This is a genomic window from Metapseudomonas boanensis, assembly GCF_018704125.1.
Classification (GTDB): Bacteria; Pseudomonadota; Gammaproteobacteria; order Pseudomonadales; family Pseudomonadaceae; genus Metapseudomonas; species Metapseudomonas boanensis.
Genome location: NZ_JAGTIS010000019.1, coordinates 53,655 through 69,992, shown reverse-complemented (window position 1 = coordinate 69,992; position 16,338 = coordinate 53,655). Strand labels below are relative to the sequence as shown.

14 protein-coding genes are annotated in these 16,338 nt (G+C 64.8%); 9 read left to right on the top strand and 5 right to left on the bottom strand.

Features of this window, described 5'->3' with window-relative positions; all coding sequences use genetic code 11:
- On the bottom strand, positions 1 to 1,262 hold a 1,262-nt coding region (locus tag J7302_RS23375; RefSeq protein ID WP_215380376.1), incomplete at its 3' end, for a type VI secretion system Vgr family protein.
- 332 nt (positions 1,263 to 1,594) lie between these two features.
- Positions 1,595 to 2,803: an MFS transporter gene (locus J7302_RS23370; protein ID WP_215380374.1), complete on the bottom strand. Its 1,209-nt coding sequence runs from the start codon at positions 2,801 to 2,803 to the stop codon at positions 1,595 to 1,597.
- Between the two features lie 308 nt (positions 2,804 to 3,111).
- Between J7302_RS23370 and J7302_RS23365 the strand changes: the two genes are divergently transcribed.
- The 8 genes from J7302_RS23365 to J7302_RS23330 all read left to right on the top strand — a co-directional run bounded on the left by J7302_RS23365 (position 3,112) and on the right by J7302_RS23330 (position 12,308).
- A complete protein-coding gene (locus J7302_RS23365) occupies positions 3,112 to 5,940 on the top strand; it encodes a xanthine dehydrogenase family protein molybdopterin-binding subunit (RefSeq protein WP_215380371.1) in 2,829 nt (942 codons plus the stop codon).
- Entirely contained in the window at positions 5,933 to 6,472 is a 540-nt protein-coding gene (locus J7302_RS23360) for a (2Fe-2S)-binding protein (RefSeq protein ID WP_215380369.1), read from the top strand. The genes J7302_RS23365 and J7302_RS23360 overlap by 8 nt, the downstream gene beginning before the upstream one ends.
- Positions 6,473 to 6,474: 2 nt before the next feature.
- On the top strand, positions 6,475 to 7,680 hold the full coding sequence (locus J7302_RS23355; RefSeq protein ID WP_215380367.1) for a cytochrome c: 1,206 nt from the start codon (positions 6,475 to 6,477) through the stop codon (positions 7,678 to 7,680).
- Between the two features lie 16 nt (positions 7,681 to 7,696).
- Positions 7,697 to 8,668 (top strand): XdhC family protein, encoded by a 972-nt coding sequence (locus J7302_RS23350; RefSeq protein ID WP_215380365.1) that lies wholly within the window; start codon positions 7,697 to 7,699, stop codon positions 8,666 to 8,668.
- Between the two features lie 163 nt (positions 8,669 to 8,831).
- On the top strand, positions 8,832 to 9,434 hold the full coding sequence (locus tag J7302_RS23345; protein WP_215380363.1) for a nucleotidyltransferase family protein: 603 nt from the start codon (positions 8,832 to 8,834) through the stop codon (positions 9,432 to 9,434).
- A 272-nt stretch (positions 9,435 to 9,706) separates the two neighbouring features.
- Complete coding sequence (locus tag J7302_RS23340; protein ID WP_215380361.1) at positions 9,707 to 11,146, top strand: cytochrome ubiquinol oxidase subunit I; 1,440 nt, start codon at positions 9,707 to 9,709, stop codon at positions 11,144 to 11,146.
- A gap of 3 nt (positions 11,147 to 11,149) precedes the next feature.
- Positions 11,150 to 12,157: a cytochrome d ubiquinol oxidase subunit II gene (gene cydB / locus J7302_RS23335; RefSeq protein ID WP_215380359.1), complete on the top strand. Its 1,008-nt coding sequence runs from the start codon at positions 11,150 to 11,152 to the stop codon at positions 12,155 to 12,157.
- The gene (locus tag J7302_RS23330; RefSeq protein ID WP_215380357.1) at positions 12,144 to 12,308 is read left to right on the top strand and encodes a DUF2474 domain-containing protein; all 165 of its coding nucleotides are present in this window, start codon (positions 12,144 to 12,146) and stop codon (positions 12,306 to 12,308) included. Before cydB ends, J7302_RS23330 begins: the two co-directional genes overlap by 14 nt.
- A gap of 106 nt (positions 12,309 to 12,414) precedes the next feature.
- On the opposite strand, the gene J7302_RS23325 is transcribed toward J7302_RS23330, so the two are convergent.
- Entirely contained in the window at positions 12,415 to 13,539 is a 1,125-nt protein-coding gene (locus J7302_RS23325; protein ID WP_215380354.1) for a methyltransferase, read from the bottom strand.
- An 84-nt stretch (positions 13,540 to 13,623) separates the two neighbouring features.
- Between J7302_RS23325 and J7302_RS23320 the strand changes: the two genes are divergently transcribed.
- The gene (locus tag J7302_RS23320) at positions 13,624 to 14,400 is read left to right on the top strand and encodes a ferredoxin--NADP reductase (RefSeq protein WP_215380350.1); all 777 of its coding nucleotides are present in this window, start codon (positions 13,624 to 13,626) and stop codon (positions 14,398 to 14,400) included.
- Positions 14,401 to 14,500: 100 nt separating this feature from the next.
- Here J7302_RS23320 and J7302_RS23315 read toward each other — a convergent pair whose 3' ends face one another.
- Both J7302_RS23315 and ccoN read right to left on the bottom strand, forming a co-directional pair.
- Complete coding sequence (locus J7302_RS23315; protein WP_215380347.1) at positions 14,501 to 14,746, bottom strand: cbb3-type cytochrome c oxidase subunit 3; 246 nt, start codon at positions 14,744 to 14,746, stop codon at positions 14,501 to 14,503.
- Positions 14,739 to 16,175 (bottom strand): cytochrome-c oxidase, cbb3-type subunit I, encoded by a 1,437-nt coding sequence (gene ccoN / locus J7302_RS23310; protein ID WP_215380343.1) that lies wholly within the window; start codon positions 16,173 to 16,175, stop codon positions 14,739 to 14,741. Before ccoN ends, J7302_RS23315 begins: the two co-directional genes overlap by 8 nt.
- Positions 16,176 to 16,338 lie beyond the last annotated feature (163 nt).

The window sequence follows — 16,338 nt, the reverse complement described above, 5'->3', positions numbered from 1 at the left end:
AAGTTGACCTTGTAGCGGCCCTCCAGGTCGATGTGGCTGTAGAGGTCGTCGGGCTGCGGGCTGGTGACCCGGGCCGGGATGGTGCCGGCGATCACGGGCTTGGCCAGCAGCGCCGGACGGAAGCAGATGTGCTCGGTGTAGGGGATGGCGGTGAAGCGGGCCTCGAAGCTGCGGTCGCGGGCGGCGGTGGTGACCTGGTGGGTGATGACGGCGCCGGGGGCGAAGGCCTGCGGCGCGCCGCCGTCGACCTCGAGCACCTGACCCGGTGCCAGGGCGGCGCTGCTGGTACGGCCCTCGAGGCGGGTCTGGCCGTTGAGATAGCGCTCGTGGGCGAGGCGGGCGTAGAAGTAGCCGCTTTCGCTCTGCAGATCTTCGTCCCGGGCGTGGGGGGCGTCCAGTTCGGTGTAGGGCTCACTGTAGTGATAGGCCTCGCCGTAGGTGGTCGGGTCGCCCCGGGTCTGGTCGAGGTCGCCATCGAGGTAGGCGGCGGCATCGCGGGGGTAGTAGGCACGGATGCGGAGGTTCTTTTCCACCACGCCATGGCTCGACTGCAGGTCCCAGACGGCGTCCTGCCCGCTGCTGCTGGTGCCGGACTGCGGGCGGTAGGGCAGCTGGACGCCGAACTGGTAGTGGCGCTGGTCGTCATGGAACTCGACGACCTCGATGCCCAGGCGCTCGTCGGCGGTGAAGCGGTACCAGATGCCGACCTCGGCCAGCAGGCGCTGGATGAAGGCCAGATCGCTTTCGCCGTATTGCATGACCTGTTCGCGCTTGGGGTATTCGCGCTTGAGGTCGAAGACGAAGTCCTGCCCGGTCCAGTGGTGGCGATCGCTGCGCAGGATCTGCTCGACGATCTCCGGCACCGAGCGGTGCTGGTAGATGCGGTACTGCCGGCCGCGCCCGAGTAGCGCCAGGCGCGGTTCCAGGGTGACCGCGTAACGGGCCTCGTCGTGGGAACCGGAGAGCCGGCGAAAGCCCGTGACCACGCCGTGCAGGGTACGCAAGGGCTGGGTGGGCGGCACGCTCAGACCGGCGAAGGGCACCGGGGTGGGCGGCGGATAGAGGCTGAAGCGGGCGTCCCGGCCCAGGAGCCGGTCGGCGGGGAGGTCGCGCTGGGTGGCGGTGAACTCCACGTCGTAAGCGAAGGGTTGGCTGAGCGCCTCTTCGCCCTGGAAGGCGAGGACGTCGAGCACGGCGTCGAGGTCGCGGACCTGGAGCTTGTGGCGGCTGTGGTCGAAGAAGGTGCGGATTTCAGCGAGCATGTGGAAAGGCTTTCCTGCGTTAACACCAAGCGCAGAAGATTGCCGATTGCCGCTGTGTTGGGACTATCAGACGATTCGGAAGGATTGCTGGAAACCAGCATTGATCATGTCGGAAGAGTTAGTGCGTGTCGTGGTGCTCGTTAGCGCGGGGACTGGAGTCGGGGTTGGTTCAACTGAGAGCGCCAAGGCGCTTGACGGAGCGACAGCGCCAGGCGCTCAAGTGGTTTATCCGGATAGCTGACAGCAAGCTCAGGTTCTGCGGACCTGGGGCCAGGTTCGTCCCGGTGAGCTGCGGCGGAACACCGCCTGGCTCACCCGCGGAGTGCGAGGCATCAATGCAACCTGTCCCGCTTGGCCAGACTGGGGAACAGCTTCATCCACAACCCGGTCACCAGCAGCGTTCCCACGCCGCCCATCACCACCGCCGGCACCGTGCCGAACCAGGCAGCGGTGACGCCGGACTCGAACTCACCCAACTGGTTGGAAGCGCCAATGAACAGACCGTTGACCGCGCTCACCCGGCCGCGCATTTCATCTGGCGTGTGCAGCTGCACGAAGGCGCCGCGGATCACCATGCTGATCATGTCGGCCGCGCCGAGCACGGCCAGTACCGCCAGGGAGAACCAGAAGGAGGTCGACAGGCCGAAGGCGATGGTGGCCACGCCGAACACCCCTACCGACGTAAACATGATCCGCCCGACGTTGCGCTCGATGGGGAATCGCGCCAGCCAGAAGGACATCAGCAGTGCCCCGACTGCCGGTGCTGAACGCAAAAGGCCAAGGCCCCAGGGGCCAGTGAGCAGGATGTCCTTGGCGAACACCGGGAGCAGGGCGGTGGCGCCACCGAGCAGTACGGCGAACAGGTCCAGGGAAATGGCGCCGAGGATATCCGGCCGGCTGCGGATGAAACGAATCCCGGCCAGCAGCGAGTCCAGCGAGGCGGGTTCCTTGGGTGACTGCCGCTGGTTGCTGGTGAGGCTTAGCATCAGCACGCAGGCCCCGAGGTAAAGCACGGCGGTGGGCGCATAGACCCACAGGCTACCGAAGGCGAAGAGCAGGCCGCCCATTGCGGGGGCGACGATGGTGGCCGCCTGCATGGCTGAAGCCGACGCTGCTACCGCGCGGGGGAATAGCTCGGCCGGCACGATGTTCGGCAGCAGCGCCTGGGTGGCCGGCATCTCGAAGGCGCGGGCGGCGCCCAGGGCGAAGGCGAGGAGGAAGATCAGCTCGCGGCTGGCGCTGTCGGTGGCGCTGGCAAACACCAGCACGCCGGCTACCACAGCCTGCAGGACCTGGCAGAGGGCCGCGACGCGGCGCCGGTCGAAGCGATCGGCGACGTGGCCGGTGTGGAGCATGAAGAGCACACGGGGCAGGAACTCCACCAGGCCGACCAGGCCAAGATCCAGCACGCTGCCGGTCAGTTCATAGATGTGCCAGCCGATGGCCACTGTGAGCATCTGGAAGCCGCTCGCCGTGCAGACTCGCGCGAACCAGAAGGCGAGAAATGGGCGGTGCTGGCGAAGGAGTTGGGCGTTGGACATGTCGGATAATGCGTAGGCTGCTATCGGTTGCGGAGCCTAGCACGACCTCGGAAACATACGGTTGCATTTGGCGGATAAAGCGTTCGATCACCAGGAAGCGGCGTCGGGCAGGCTCGCAGTTGTCGAGCATTTTTCTGACCACTCAGGCAGTTTTTGCTTTGTCTGAGTCGACGACTTCGTTAATATTTGACCCTCAAGTCAGGTTTCTCCCCGGCTACTCTTATGACGGTCCTTCCCAGGTGGAGGGCCGACCACCGTTTATTGCATTGAGAATGGGGCCGGCGACGTCCGGCCCATGAGGAACGGGCATGTCCACTCCTGAGCTCTCTCGCCGCGCCTTCCTGCAAGGCAGCGTCGTCGCCGGTATCGGCATCACCCTGGCCCCTCTCGGCAGCAAGGCCTTCGCCGCGCTGTTCGAGGCGCAGGTTACGCGCACGCCGCAACCCTGGTACACCGCCGGTGGCCAGGCGCGTGGACGTATCGACGGAGTCAGCAAGGTCTGCGGCGGCAAGGTGTTCGCCCGCGACATCCGCGCCAAGGACATGCCCGGCTGGCCTCAGCGCCAGGGTCATGCCCTGCTGTTGAAGGCGACCCGTGCGGACCAGCTTTACCAGGGTTTCGAACTGTCCATGCTTGGCGATGAGCTTGCACCCGATCGCGTGGTGACCGCGCAGGACCTGGCGCGTGACGGCATCGCCTTCCCCGAAGGCCATAGCCCCGACCCGCTGCTGCCGGAAGGCCAGGTGCCGATGTTCATCGGCCATCCGGTGGCGCTGCTGATCTGGAAGGATTTCGACCGCTACCGCCGGGCGAAGAACATCCTCAAGTTCAATGGCAAGGTGATCCGGTATGGCGAAAAGGCTCCGCTGTTCCAGCGCGACCCATACGGCAGCTTCCGTTTCGTGCGAGTTGGCGGCACCACGCCCTTCGAGCCGGATACCTTCTCCAGCCTGAAGGACAGCATGCTGTTTCCGTTGATCCGCGAGCGCAAACCGGTATGGGGCCAAGGCAATCCGACAGGCGACCTCACCGCCCAGGGCCTGTTTCACGCCGAGCAGATGAAGCAGCAACTGGAAAGCCCGCCCGAAGGCTGGGTGGTCTTCGACGAGCGTTTCACCACTCAGTCCATCGAGCCCGCCGCGCTGGAAGCGGACAACGGCAACGGCTGGTATGACAAGGCCAGCGGCACCCTGCATTTCGTCGTCGCCACCCAATGTCCGTTCGAAGTCGCCGAGCAGACCGCACACATGCTGGCGCCGTCGCGCTTCCAGGTCAGCAGGCTGAATATGCATCCCGGTTACACCGTGGGCTACGGCTCCAAGGACAACAATATCTTCGTCTTCTACGCGGCGCTGGCGGCCATGTACGGCGATGGTGTGCCGGTGCGCCTGGCCAATGACCGTTACGAGCAGTTCCAGAGCGGTATCAAGCGTCACCCCTTCGACATGCACTACCAGCTGGCGGTGAAAAAGGACGACCAGAGCTTCCAGATTTTCCGCGCACACATGGATGCCGACGGTGGCGGCCGCATCAACTACAGCCCCTCGGTCGCCGCCGTGGGCGCGACCGCCGCGCAGTCGATCTACTACCTGCCGCAGAGTGACCTGGCTGCAACGGCTTACCATTCCCGCGCTGTCGAGGCCGGTTCCATGCGCGGTTACGGGACGCTGCAGACCATGGCCGCCACCGAGATGATGGTGGATGAAGTGGCCGCTCGTCTGGGCGTCGACGCCATCGAGCTGCGCAAGAAGAACGTGTTCAAGTCCGGCATGAAGAACACCCAGGGCGCAATCCCGGCTGGCGCCCTGCGCCTGGACGAAATCCTCGACAAGGCGGCCCAGCACGAAGTCTGGAAGAACCGCGACGCCCGCAAGCAGCAGGCCGAAGCGCAGGACCCGGATCACCTCTATGGGGTGGGCTTTGCCATCTGCCAGAAGGACTTCGGCACCGGCTCGGAAGCGCCCATGGCCAGCCTGGAGTTCACTGCCGAGGGCCGCGTGAAGTTGCGCCAGATCGCCATCGACATGGGCACCGGCATGGCCACCTCGCAGGCGCTGCTGGTGGCCGACTACCTGGGCCACCCGGCCGACGAGATCCGCACCGGCGAAACCGAATGGGCCGAGCTGGCGCTGACCACCAGCGGCAACCCCTACCTGATCAGCCAGGTCGAGCAGGACGCCGCGCTGAAGAACCCGCGCTGGGTTGGCAAGCTGGCTTCGCCCTCGTCGGCGACCAACTCGGCCTACTACTCCGGCCACGGCACCCGCGAGGCGGCGCGCATCCTCTTCAACCACGGCCTGTGGCCGGCGGCGCTGAGCATCTGGGGCCGCGGTGAGTTCGGTGGCCTGGCCAACCCTTATGTAGTGCGCCGCGAGGACGCTCACTGGGTCGAGGGCAAGCTGACCGCCAACGGCCTGCCGCCGATTCCCTTCGAGCTGCTGGCGCACAAGGCCCATGAACTGGGCCTGGTTACCGGCGTCAGCGTGCACGGCTTCAACCGCTGGGCCTGGGCCGAAGGCGAGTTCGAGATCGACGGTCGCCGCGAGCGCGTGCCGCTGGATGCCCTGGCCGTGAAGTACGGCGACGGTGCCCCGGCGGCGAAGAAGGCGAACATGAACCACCACGGCTTCCACCTGCTGGACCGCCTGTCGGTGACCTATCCGCCGACCCAGCTGAACAACGCCATGGTCACCTACTACAGCCCGGTCGCCACTCTGGTGGAGGTCAAGGTCAACAAGGGCAGCGGCGAGGCGCGGGTGATCAACCACCACTCCTGGCTGGAGTGCGGGCGAGTCATCGTGCCCGAACTGGTGCGTGGCCAGCTTGAAGGCGGCATCGCCATGGGCATCGGCCACGCGCTGCTGGAAGAAATGCCGCTCTACGAGGGCGGGCCGGGTGAAGGCACCTGGAACTTCAACCGTTACCAGCTGCCCCGCGCCAAGGACTGCGCGGTCTGGACCCAGACCGCCGAGATCCTCCCGCCGCTGTCGCCCAGTGACCCTGCCAAGGGCATCGCCGAGGTGGTGATGATTCCCGTGGTCGGCGCCATCGTGAACGCGGTGGCCCACGCCACCGGCAAGCGCTTGCGTGACCTCCCCCTTACCCCGGCCCGCATCAAGGAGGCCCTCCATGGCTAAGCGCGCCCTGAGCATGACTATCAACGGCCAGGCCGTTGGTCCTCTCGAGGTCGATGACGACCTGATGATGATCGAGTTCCTCCACGAGTACCTGAACCTCACCGGCTCGCGCCTGGGCTGTGGCCAGGGCGTGTGCCATGCCTGCGTGGCGATCCTCGACAAGGCCGACGGCACCAGCGAGGAAATCCGTACCTGCATCACCGGTGCACATTTCTTCGACGGCAAGAAGGTCCGCACCATCGAAGGCCACGCCAAGCGTGATGCCAAGGGCGAGGTCAGCGAGCTGAACCCGATCCAGCAGAAGTTCATCGACCAGTTCGCCTTCCAGTGCAGCTACTGCACGCCCGGCTATGTCAACGCCGCTACGGTGCTGGTGGAGAAGCTCCAGCGCCAGCCGGTCAAGCGCAGCGAACTGGAAGGGGAAATCGAAAACGCCCTCGGCAAGCACATTTGTCGCTGCACCGGATATGTTCGCTACTACAGCGCTGCGCGCGATGTGGTCGAAGGCCTCGGCCTGGTCAAGGAGGGTTGAGGATGCGCGCGTTTCTCCTCGCAGCCCTGTTCCTGCCACTGGCTGCACAGGCTGCCGACAAAGCCCAGATCGAGCGCGGCCAGTACCTGGCCCGCGCCGCCGACTGCGTGGCTTGCCACAGCATCGAGGGTGGCGCCGAATACGCCGGCGGACTGCCGCTGGTGTCGCCGTTCGGCACTATCTATGGCACCAATATCACTCCAGACAAGACGCACGGCATCGGCCACTACAGCGCCGATGACTTCTACAAGGCGGTGACCCAGGGTGAGAAACCGGACGGTAGCAAGCTCTATCCGGCCATGCCCTACACCTCCTATCACCTGCTGAAACGAGAGGACTCGGACGCCATCTACGCCTACCTGATGAGCCTCGAGCCCATCGCCAAGCCGAGCCCGAAGACCGACCTGGCCTTCCCCTTCAACGTGCGCTTCGGCATGACCTTCTGGAACATGCTCTACAAGAACCGCGTGCAGCTCGAAGCGGCCGACGGCAAGGGCGAGGAGTGGCAGCGCGGCCAGTACCTGGTGGAAGTGCTTGGCCACTGCGGCGAGTGCCACACCCCACGCAACGCCGTTGGCGCGTTGCAGCAGGACCTGCGCCTGACCGGCGGCGTGGTGCTGGGCTACGAGGCCCCCAGCCTGCTGGCGGACGACCTCGCCGCGCGTGGCTGGAGCACCGATGATCTGGCGACCTTCCTCAAGCACGGCATCAGTGCCCAGGGTTCGGTGTTCAACGAGATGTACCCGGTGCTGCACCACAGCACCCAGTACCTGCCGCAGGATGACCACCGCGCCATGGCTACCTACCTGCTCGGCGAGAGTCCACCGGCACCGCGCAAGATCGAGGCAGTGGCCGAGGCACAGCTGGCCGACAGTGCGCGCAACGGGCGCCAGCATTACCTCAACCTCTGTGCCGGCTGCCACGGCGCGGCGGGGGAGGGCGTGCCCCATGTGGCGGTGGCGATGGACGGTAACACCACCCTGCGCCTGGCGGATTCGCGTAACCTGCTGCGGGTGATCGACGATGGCATCCGCGAGCAGCAGTTCACTGGCTTTGAGCGGATGCAGCCGATGCCCGGTTTCATGGATAAACTCGACGACGGCCAGATGCGCGACCTACTCAATTACCTGCGCCAGACCTGGGGTGGCCTGGAAGCCGAGGTGACGCCGGAGCAAGTCGCGCAGCTGCGTAGCGAGAAGGCTCACTGATTGGGGATGACGGTTGATGCAACACCTTGACCTACTGGTGGTGCGCAAGGCTTTGGAGTGGTCCGCGGCCGGCCGGCGTGTGTGGCTATGTACGGTCCTCGGCACCTACGGCTCGGCGCCTCGCGCGCCGGGCTCGCTGCTGGCGGCTACTGCGGATGGACACTGGATCGGCTCGTTGTCCGGCGGCTGCGTGGAGGATGATTTCCTCGAACGCCTGAGCTCCGGCGCTTTTCCCGAGCCGACTCAGGTTGTGCGCTATGGCGATGGCAGCGACGAGAACTCGCAGATCCGCCTGCCCTGTGGCGGAATCCTCGAAGTGCTGGTGGAGAATCTGCCGGCCGACTGCGACGTCCAGGCTCACCTGCGTGAGCTGGCGGGTGCCCTCGCCGGACAACGCCGGCTGATCCGTGAGGTGACGCTGCCCTGCGGGACTCGTCGCCTGCTGCCGGACGTCGAGCAAGGTCCCAGGGTGGAGCGCACGGGAGATCACCTGCGCCTTCGCGTTGGCGCCGCCCAGCGCCTGCTGCTGGCGGGTTATTCCACGGTGGCCCAGGTATGCGCCGAGTTCGGCCGCAGCCTGGGCTTCGAGGTGGTGCTTTGCGACCCGCGCGAGGAGGCGTTGCAGGGTGTGGAGCTGCCCGGCGTGGAGATTCGCCGCGAGCTGCCGTCGGAATTCATCCGCCAGGGCGGCTGCCATGCCGACACCGCCGTGGTCGCCCTGACCCACGATCCGCGCATCGACGACCTGGCGATGATCGAAGCCGTGCGCACTGAGGCGTTCTATATCGGCGTGATGGGCTCCATGGCCACCAGCGCCAAGCGCCTGGAGCGCCTGCGCCGGGTTGGCGGCCTGAGCGAAGCGGAGATCGACCGCATCATCGCCCCCATCGGTCTCAATCTGGGGAGCAAGACTCCAGCGGAGATCGCCCTCGCTGTGCTCGCGGATATCCTGCGGGTGCGTAATGGGATTGCCCGGGAAAGGCTGTGAGGCCTGTTACCTGGCTTTGCTATTTCTTGTGGGGGCCAATTCATTCGCCCGGCAGACCGCAGGTCTGTCCTGCAATTTTCGAGGGGCCGGCTGCGCTGGCCTCTCAGCGAATGAACCCGCCCCCACAGTGTTCGAGTCCGCAATGGCAATCCGGAGTTGACCCATGCCTACCGTCACCGCCCTGATCCTCGCCGCCGGTTTCGGCTCCCGCTTCGGTAGTGACAAGCGCATTGCCCGCCTGCCTGATGACCGCACCTTGCTGCGAGCCAGTCTGGATCGTGCACGGGCGGTGTTCGGCGATGTCCACGTGGTTCTGCGGCCGGAGGATGATCCCGCAGCCCTTGGGCTGCCGGCCGGATGCCCGGTCATTCGCTGTGCCGAAGCTGTGCAAGGCATGGGCCATAGCCTGGCGGCGGGAGTCGGAGCGTTATCCACAGGTCCGGCCGACGCCATCGCCGTGCTGCTCGGGGACATGCCCTGGATTGCCGAGGCCAGCCTGCGGGCCTTGGTGGAGCAGGCCGGGGCGGGGCATATCGTTTTTCCGCTGTACCAGGGCCAGCGCGGGCATCCGGTGCTGTTCGGGCGGGTGTTCTGGCCGGAACTTCAGGCGCTGGTCGGTGATGAGGGCGCGCGTGCGGTGCTGCAGGCCCATTGTGCGGCCTGGGTGTCGGTCGAAGTGGATGATCCGGGTGTGCTGCGGGATGTGGATATGCCCGCTGCCCTTACCCGCCGCTCCTCTTCACTTCAGGGAGAGAGTCGGGGGTGACGGATACGGGGGTGGCCCCCGCGTTGGTGTGGCCCGAGGTTGCGGCAACCTGTCGCGCGGCAACGGACCACAGATTCCTTTTCTCTGTGACCCGCTAATCTCTTAACTGCTTGATCCGCGTCAAAACCTTTCTCCTGGTTTTGTGAAGGGCCCATTTGGCCCCGCGCCGATTCACAGTTGCCCTGCACAACAACAATTCCAGCATGCGCAGCACCCATTGCGGGATGACTGGCATGCCTGCGTGCCCTGTACCACCTGATAGAGGATTCGCCATGTTCGGATCGGAGGCGCTCGATCTCGCCCGAATGCAGTTCGCGTTCACCGTGTCCTTCCACATCATCTTTCCGGCCATCACCATTGGCCTGGCGAGCTACCTGGCCGTGCTGGAAGGTCTCTGGCTGAAGACCCGGCAGGAGGTCTATCGCGACCTCTACCACTTCTGGTCGAAGATATTCGCAGTCAACTTCGGCATGGGCGTGGTTTCCGGCCTGGTGATGGCTTACCAGTTCGGCACCAACTGGAGCGCCTTCTCCGATTTCGCCGGTGCCGTGACCGGGCCTTTGCTGACCTACGAGGTGCTCACCGCCTTCTTCCTCGAGGCGGGCTTCCTGGGTGTCATGTTGTTCGGCTGGAACCGTGTAGGGCCGGGCCTGCACTTTTTCTCCACAGTGATGGTGGCAATCGGCACCATTATCTCGACCTTCTGGATCCTCGCCTCCAACAGCTGGATGCAGACGCCACAAGGTTTTGAAATCATCGATGGCCGCGTGGTGCCGGTGGACTGGCTAGCGGTAATCTTCAACCCGTCCTTCCCCTACCGCCTGCTGCACATGGCCACTGCGGCCTTCCTCGCCACCGCCTTCTTCGTCGGCGCCTCGGCGGCTTGGCATTTGCTGCGCGGCCGCGACAATCCGGCCATCCGCAAGATGCTCTCGATGGCCATGTGGATGGCCCTGCTGGTAGCGCCGGTCCAGGCTTTCATCGGCGACCTGCACGGGCTCAACACCCTAAAGCACCAGCCGGCGAAGATCGCCGCGATGGAAGGGCACTGGGACAATAGTCACGGCGAGGCGACTCCGCTGATCCTCTTCGGCTGGCCCGACATGGATCGAGAGGAAACCCGCTTCAAGGTGGAAATCCCCTATCTCGGCAGCCTGATCCTGACCCACAGCCTGGATAAGCAGGTGCCGGCGCTCAAGGAGTTCCCGAAGGAAGACCGACCTAACTCCACCGTGGTGTTCTGGTCGTTCCGCATCATGGTCGCCCTCGGCATGCTGATGATCCTGGCCGGCGTCTGGAGTCTCTGGCTGCGCTGGCGCGGCGGAATGTTCCAGTCGCGACCGTTCCTCTACCTGTGCCTGTGGCTGGGGCCGTCTGGGCTGATCGCCATTCTCGCCGGCTGGTTCACCACCGAGGTGGGCCGTCAGCCCTGGGTCGTGTACGGCCTGATGCGCACCACCGACGCGGTGTCCAACCACAGTGTGGCGCAGATGAGCCTGACCCTGGTCACCTTCGTGGTGGTGTATTTCGTCCTCTTCGGCGCAGGCCTGGGCTACATGATGCGCCTGGTGCGCAAGGGACCGGTCACCCATGAAGGCAAGGAGCAGGGCATTGGCGGCCCTGGCCAACAACGCACGCCTGCTCGTCCGCTCTCGGCTACCGAAGAGGGCATGGACGACGATGACAACGCTGTAACCGAGCCGAGGAGCTGAACCATGGGCGTCGACCTTTCGCTGATCTGGGCGATCATCATCGTCTTCGGCGTGATGATGTACGTGGTAATGGATGGCTTTGACCTGGGGATCGGCATCCTCTTTCCCTTCGTCAAGGACGATGGCGAACGCGATGTGATGATGAACACCGTGGCGCCGGTCTGGGACGGCAACGAGACTTGGCTGGTCCTGGGCGGGGCGGCGCTGTTCGGCGCTTTCCCGCTGGCCTACTCGGTGGTGCTAAGTGCGCTCTACCTGCCACTGATTCTGATGCTGCTCGGGCTGATCTTCCGTGGTGTGGCCTTCGAGTTCCGCTTCAAGGCCAAGCCTGCCAAGCGTCACTTGTGGGACAAGGCGTTCATCGGCGGCTCCATCGCTGCCACCTTCTTCCAGGGTGTTGCGCTGGGCGCCTACATCGAGGGCATTCCGGTGGCGAACCGCGCCTTTGCCGGCGGTTCGCTGGACTGGCTGGCGCCCTTCCCGCTGTTCTGCGGCCTGGGCCTGATCGCCGCCTATGCGCTGCTCGGCTGCACCTGGCTGATCATGAAGACCGAAGGTCGCCTGCAGCAGCAGATGCACGACCTGGCGCGGCCGCTGGTGCTGGTGATGCTGGGGATTACCGGCATCGTCAGCATCTGGACGCCGCTGGCCCACACGGAAATTGCCGAGCGCTGGTTCAGCCTGCCGAACCTGTTCTGGTTCATGCCGGTGCCGATCCTGGTGCTGGTGTGCACCTGGGCGCTGCTGCGCGCGGTGGCGAACAATGCCCATCACGCGCCCTTCATCCTGACGCTGGTGCTGATCTTCCTTGGCTACAGCGGCCTGGGCATCAGCCTCTGGCCGAACGTGATCCCACCGGCCGTTTCCATCTGGGATGCCGCCGCACCGCCGCAAAGCCAGGGCTTCATCCTGGTTGGGGCGCTGTTCATCATCCCGTTCATCCTGATGTACACGGCTTGGAGCTACTACGTATTCCGCGGAAAAGTGAGGCAGGAAGATGGCTACCACTGAGGTGCAGCTTGTGGGTAAACCGGAGAAAAAGCCCCTGTGGCAGCGCCTGGCCTGGCTGCTGGGCATCTGGACCGCCAGCGTGCTGGCACTGGGGACGGTGTCTTACCTGCTGCGGATGTTCATGACAGCGGCGGGGTTGAGTACGCCCTGACTGGAGTCCGAGCGGAATCCCGCTTCCCTCACCCCAATCCTCTCCCTTCGGGAGAGGGGGAGGGGCGGGCTGCGTTCAGACGAGGACGGCCAGGCCCCGCGCAGAGTTACTTGCTCGCTTTCAGCACTACGAACTTGGGCGTTGCCGCCACTTGTTCCACACCGCGGAACAGCCGCTTGAGCTTGGCGTGGTAGCCCAGGTGGCGGTTACCGACTACCCACAACTCGCCGCCTTTCACCAGCGCATTGCGCGCCTGCACGAACATCCGCCAGGCGAGGAAGTCGCCCACCACCTGCTGCTGGTGGAAGGGCGGGTTGCACAGCACCAGGTCCAGCGAGTCCGCCGGCTGTTCGGCCAAGCCGTCGCCGGCACGGATATCCGCGGGGCGCTCGCCCAAGGCCGCTTGCCAGTTTTCCCGCGCCGATTGCACGGCCATATAGGACTCGTCCACCAGGGTCAGTTCGGCTTGCGGGTTGGCCAGCGCGTAGGCGATACCCAGCACGCCGTTGCCGCAGCCAAGGTCAGCCACCTTCAGTGCGCCCAGACTGCGCGGCAAGTGCGGGAGAAAGGCGCGGGTGCCGATGTCCAGGCCTTCGCGACAGAACACGTTGGCGTGGTTGATCAGCATCAGACGCGGCTGGTCCAGCTCGTAGCGGGTCGGGTAGGGCGAGGCTACAGCGGGTTTATCCACAGGCGTGGCAATCAGCAGGCGGGCCTTCTTCACCGCCAGTGACGGCTGCATCGGACCGATGTATTTCTCCAGCAGGTCACCCGCCGCATGGGGCAGGTGCTTGACCATGCCGGCAGCCACTACCGTGGCGCCTGGAGCCAGTTGGCCGTGCAGGCGGATCAGTTGTTCCTCCAGCAGGGCCAGGGTCTTGGGGACGCGGATCAGCACCCGGTCGAAGGACCCCTTGACTGTCTCGCTGGCGGGCACGAAGCGTACCGCCGCATCGGCCAGGCCATTGCGCGCCAGATTGCGTTGCAGGGCGATATGGCCCAGGTGCGAGTCTCCGCTGCTGGTGACCTGTGCACAGGAGGCCAGGCTGGCGGCCAAGGCACCGAAGCTGTCGTTCAGTACCAGGACGCGGGTATCGGCGGCCAGACCTTGCTCATGCAGGTGGTTGAGCAGATATTCGTCGGCGGCATCGAAGGCCTGCAGCGGATCATCCTGCTGCTCGGGCTGGCGCAGTAGTTCGAGTTGGGCAAAAGGCGTAGCGAATATAGGCATAAGAACCGGCGGTGTTTCTGAAGGCCGCTTTGCGAGACACTGAGGCGGACTTCGGATCGAATCGAAAAGGGATGGGAGCGGAGTATGACCGCCAGCGAAGAGAAGTTCACCCGCCAGACCTTGCTGGATGTGCAGACCCTGACGCCCAGCCTGTTCACCCTGCGCACCACCCGCGATGCCGGATTCCGCTTCCGCGCCGGGCAGTTTGCGCGCCTTGGGGTGACCAAGGCCGATGGCAGCACGGTGTGGCGAGCCTATTCGATGGTCTCGGCACCCTATGACGAGCACCTGGAGTTCTTCTCGATCGTGGTGCCGGACGGCGAGTTCACCAGCGAGCTTTCCCGCTTGAAGGTGGGCGACACGCTGATGGTCGACAAGCAGGCGTTCGGATTCCTCACCCTTGACCGCTTCGTCGATGGCCGCGACCTCTGGTTGCTGGCGACCGGCACCGGGCTGGCACCCTTCCTCGCCATCCTCCAGGACCTGGAGGTGTGGCAGCGTTTCGAGCGCATCGTGCTGGTTTACAGCGCGCGCCATGCTGCCGAACTGGCCTACCAGTCGCTGATCCATTCATTGAAGGAACTGGACTATCTGGAGGGTGCTGCCGACAAGCTCACCTACATCCCCGTGGTGACCCGCGAGGAAGTGCCCGGCGCGCTGCACGGACGCATCACCACGCTGATCGAGAACGGCGAGTTGGAGCGCGCCGCCGGCCTCGAACTGACGCCTGAGCATTCGCGAGTGATGCTCTGTGGCAACCCGCAGATGATCGACGATACCCGCGCCGTACTGAAAAAGCGTGACATGCACCTGAGCCTCAGCCGCCGGCCCGGGCAGGTTGCGGTGGAGAACTACTGGTAGCGCGCGGACGATTTGTAGGATGGGTAGAGCGGAGCGAAACCCATGCTGCCGAATTGATGGGTTTCGCAGGCTCTACCCATCCTACGTAATACGTTCAGTTTCAAACCTCCATCTCAACTCTGCTCGCACAACTCCCATCACAGCTTCCCGGACAACTGCACCCCGTGCGGCTGCGGCCGGTGGCGCGTTCCATGCGTCGGGCAACCGGTTCGTCATCGGCGAAGGGCAGCATGGTGGCTTCGTCCAGCTGACGCTGGCTCCTGCCACCCAGGCTGGCCTGGGTGGCGAGGTAGAAGAAAGTCACCGCGCCGAGGCTGAGCAGGGCGAAGGCGCTCTCGCTATCCATGGGCCACCGCCTGCGGCACGGCCGCGGTGGTGCGGGCATCGCCCACGCGCACCGTGCGCCAGGTGTTCCACGCCATCAGCAACATGCCGGTGACGAAGAAGACGCCGCCGACCAGGCGCACCACGAAGCCCGGATGGCTGGCCTCCAGCGCCTCGACGAAGGAGTAGGTCAGGGTGCCGTCCTCGTTCACCGCCCGCCACATCAGGCCCTGGGTGATGCCGTTGACCCACATGGAAGCGATGTAGAGCACGGTGCCGATGGTGGCGAGCCAGAAGTGGGCGTTGATCAGGCCGAGGCTGTGCATCTGCGCGCGGCCGTAGAGCCGGGGGATCAGGTGGTAGAGCGAGCCGATGGTGATCATCGCCACCCAGCCGAGCGCGCCGGCGTGCACGTGGCCGATGGTCCAGTCGGTGTAATGGGAGAGGGCGTTGACGGTCTTTATGGCCATCATCGGGCCTTCGAAGGTGGACATGCCGTAGAAGGCCAGGGACACCACCAGGAAGCGCAGGATCGGGTCGTCGCGCAGCTTATGCCAGGCGCCGGAGAGGGTCATCATGCCGTTGATCATGCCGCCCCAGCTAGGTGCCAGCAGGATGATCGACATCACCATGCCGAGGGACTGGGCCCAGTCCGGCAGGGCGGTGTAGTGCAGGTGGTGCGGGCCGGCCCAGATGTACAGGGTGATCAGCGCCCAGAAGTGCACGATGGACAGGCGGTAGGAATACACCGGGCGCCCGGCCTGCTTGGGGATGAAGTAGTACATCATCCCGAGGAAGCCGGTGGTGAGGAAGAAGCCCACCGCGTTGTGGCCGTACCACCACTGCACCATGGCGTCGGTAGCGCCGGAGTACACCGAGTAGGACTTGAACCAGCTCACTGGGATGGCCAGGTGGTTGATGATGTGCAGCATGGCGGTGACCAGGATAAAGGCACCGAAGAACCAGTTGCCCACATAGATGTGCCGGGTCTTGCGCTTGACGATGGTGCCGAAGAACACCACCGCGTAAGCGACCCAGATGATGCCCATCCACACCGCACCGGTGAACTCCACCTCTGCATATTCCTTGGTGGTGGTCAGGCCCTGGGGCAGGGTGACCAGCAGGATCACCACCAGCGCCTGCCAGCCCCAGAAGGTGAAGGCGGCAAGCCCGCCACCATAGAGCCGCGCCTGGCAGGTGCGCTGCACCGTGTAGTAGCTGGTGGCGAACAGCGCGCTGCCGCCAAAGGCGAAGATCACCAGGTTGGTGTGCAGCGGGCGCAAGCGGCCGAAGCTGGTCCAGGGCAGGTCGAGGTTCAGCGCCGGCCAGACGAGCTGGGCGGCGATGAACACGCCCAGGCCCATGCCGACGATGCCCCAGACGATGGTCATGAGAGCGAACTGACGAACCACCTTGTAGTTGTAGGTGGGCTCCTTAAGTGCGGTGTTCATGTGCAGGCCTTTCAGTAGGGAGCGAGGCGGGGGGCCACTCTAGAAAGGTCGGCTCGCACGAAACAGACTCAGATCGTGGTGCTTTTTGGATCTCAGATAATAGGCTGTCCCAGAGCCTGCCCAGGTTTGATGAGGGCCAATCGAAACGCATGCTGATCTGCTT

Excerpts from the sequence above, each read along its gene's own strand:
- ccoN (WP_215380343.1), bottom strand. The coding sequence starts at position 16,175 with ATGAACACCGCACTTAAGGAGCCCACCTACAACTACAAGGTGGTTCGT.
- J7302_RS23325 (WP_215380354.1), bottom strand. The coding sequence starts at position 13,539 with ATGCCTATATTCGCTACGCCTTTTGCCCAACTCGAACTACTGCGCCAG.
- cydB (WP_215380359.1), top strand. The coding sequence starts at position 11,150 with ATGGGCGTCGACCTTTCGCTGATCTGGGCGATCATCATCGTCTTCGGC.
- J7302_RS23365 (WP_215380371.1), top strand. The coding sequence starts at position 3,112 with ATGTCCACTCCTGAGCTCTCTCGCCGCGCCTTCCTGCAAGGCAGCGTC.
- J7302_RS23340 (WP_215380361.1), top strand. The coding sequence starts at position 9,707 with ATGTTCGGATCGGAGGCGCTCGATCTCGCCCGAATGCAGTTCGCGTTC.
- J7302_RS23355 (WP_215380367.1), top strand. The coding sequence starts at position 6,475 with ATGCGCGCGTTTCTCCTCGCAGCCCTGTTCCTGCCACTGGCTGCACAG.
- J7302_RS23345 (WP_215380363.1), top strand. The coding sequence starts at position 8,832 with ATGCCTACCGTCACCGCCCTGATCCTCGCCGCCGGTTTCGGCTCCCGC.
- J7302_RS23370 (WP_215380374.1), bottom strand. The coding sequence starts at position 2,803 with ATGTCCAACGCCCAACTCCTTCGCCAGCACCGCCCATTTCTCGCCTTC.
- J7302_RS23320 (WP_215380350.1), top strand. The coding sequence starts at position 13,624 with ATGACCGCCAGCGAAGAGAAGTTCACCCGCCAGACCTTGCTGGATGTG.
- J7302_RS23330 (WP_215380357.1), top strand. The coding sequence starts at position 12,144 with ATGGCTACCACTGAGGTGCAGCTTGTGGGTAAACCGGAGAAAAAGCCC.
- J7302_RS23360 (WP_215380369.1), top strand. The coding sequence starts at position 5,933 with ATGGCTAAGCGCGCCCTGAGCATGACTATCAACGGCCAGGCCGTTGGT.
- J7302_RS23350 (WP_215380365.1), top strand. The coding sequence starts at position 7,697 with ATGCAACACCTTGACCTACTGGTGGTGCGCAAGGCTTTGGAGTGGTCC.
- J7302_RS23315 (WP_215380347.1), bottom strand. The coding sequence starts at position 14,746 with ATGGATAGCGAGAGCGCCTTCGCCCTGCTCAGCCTCGGCGCGGTGACT.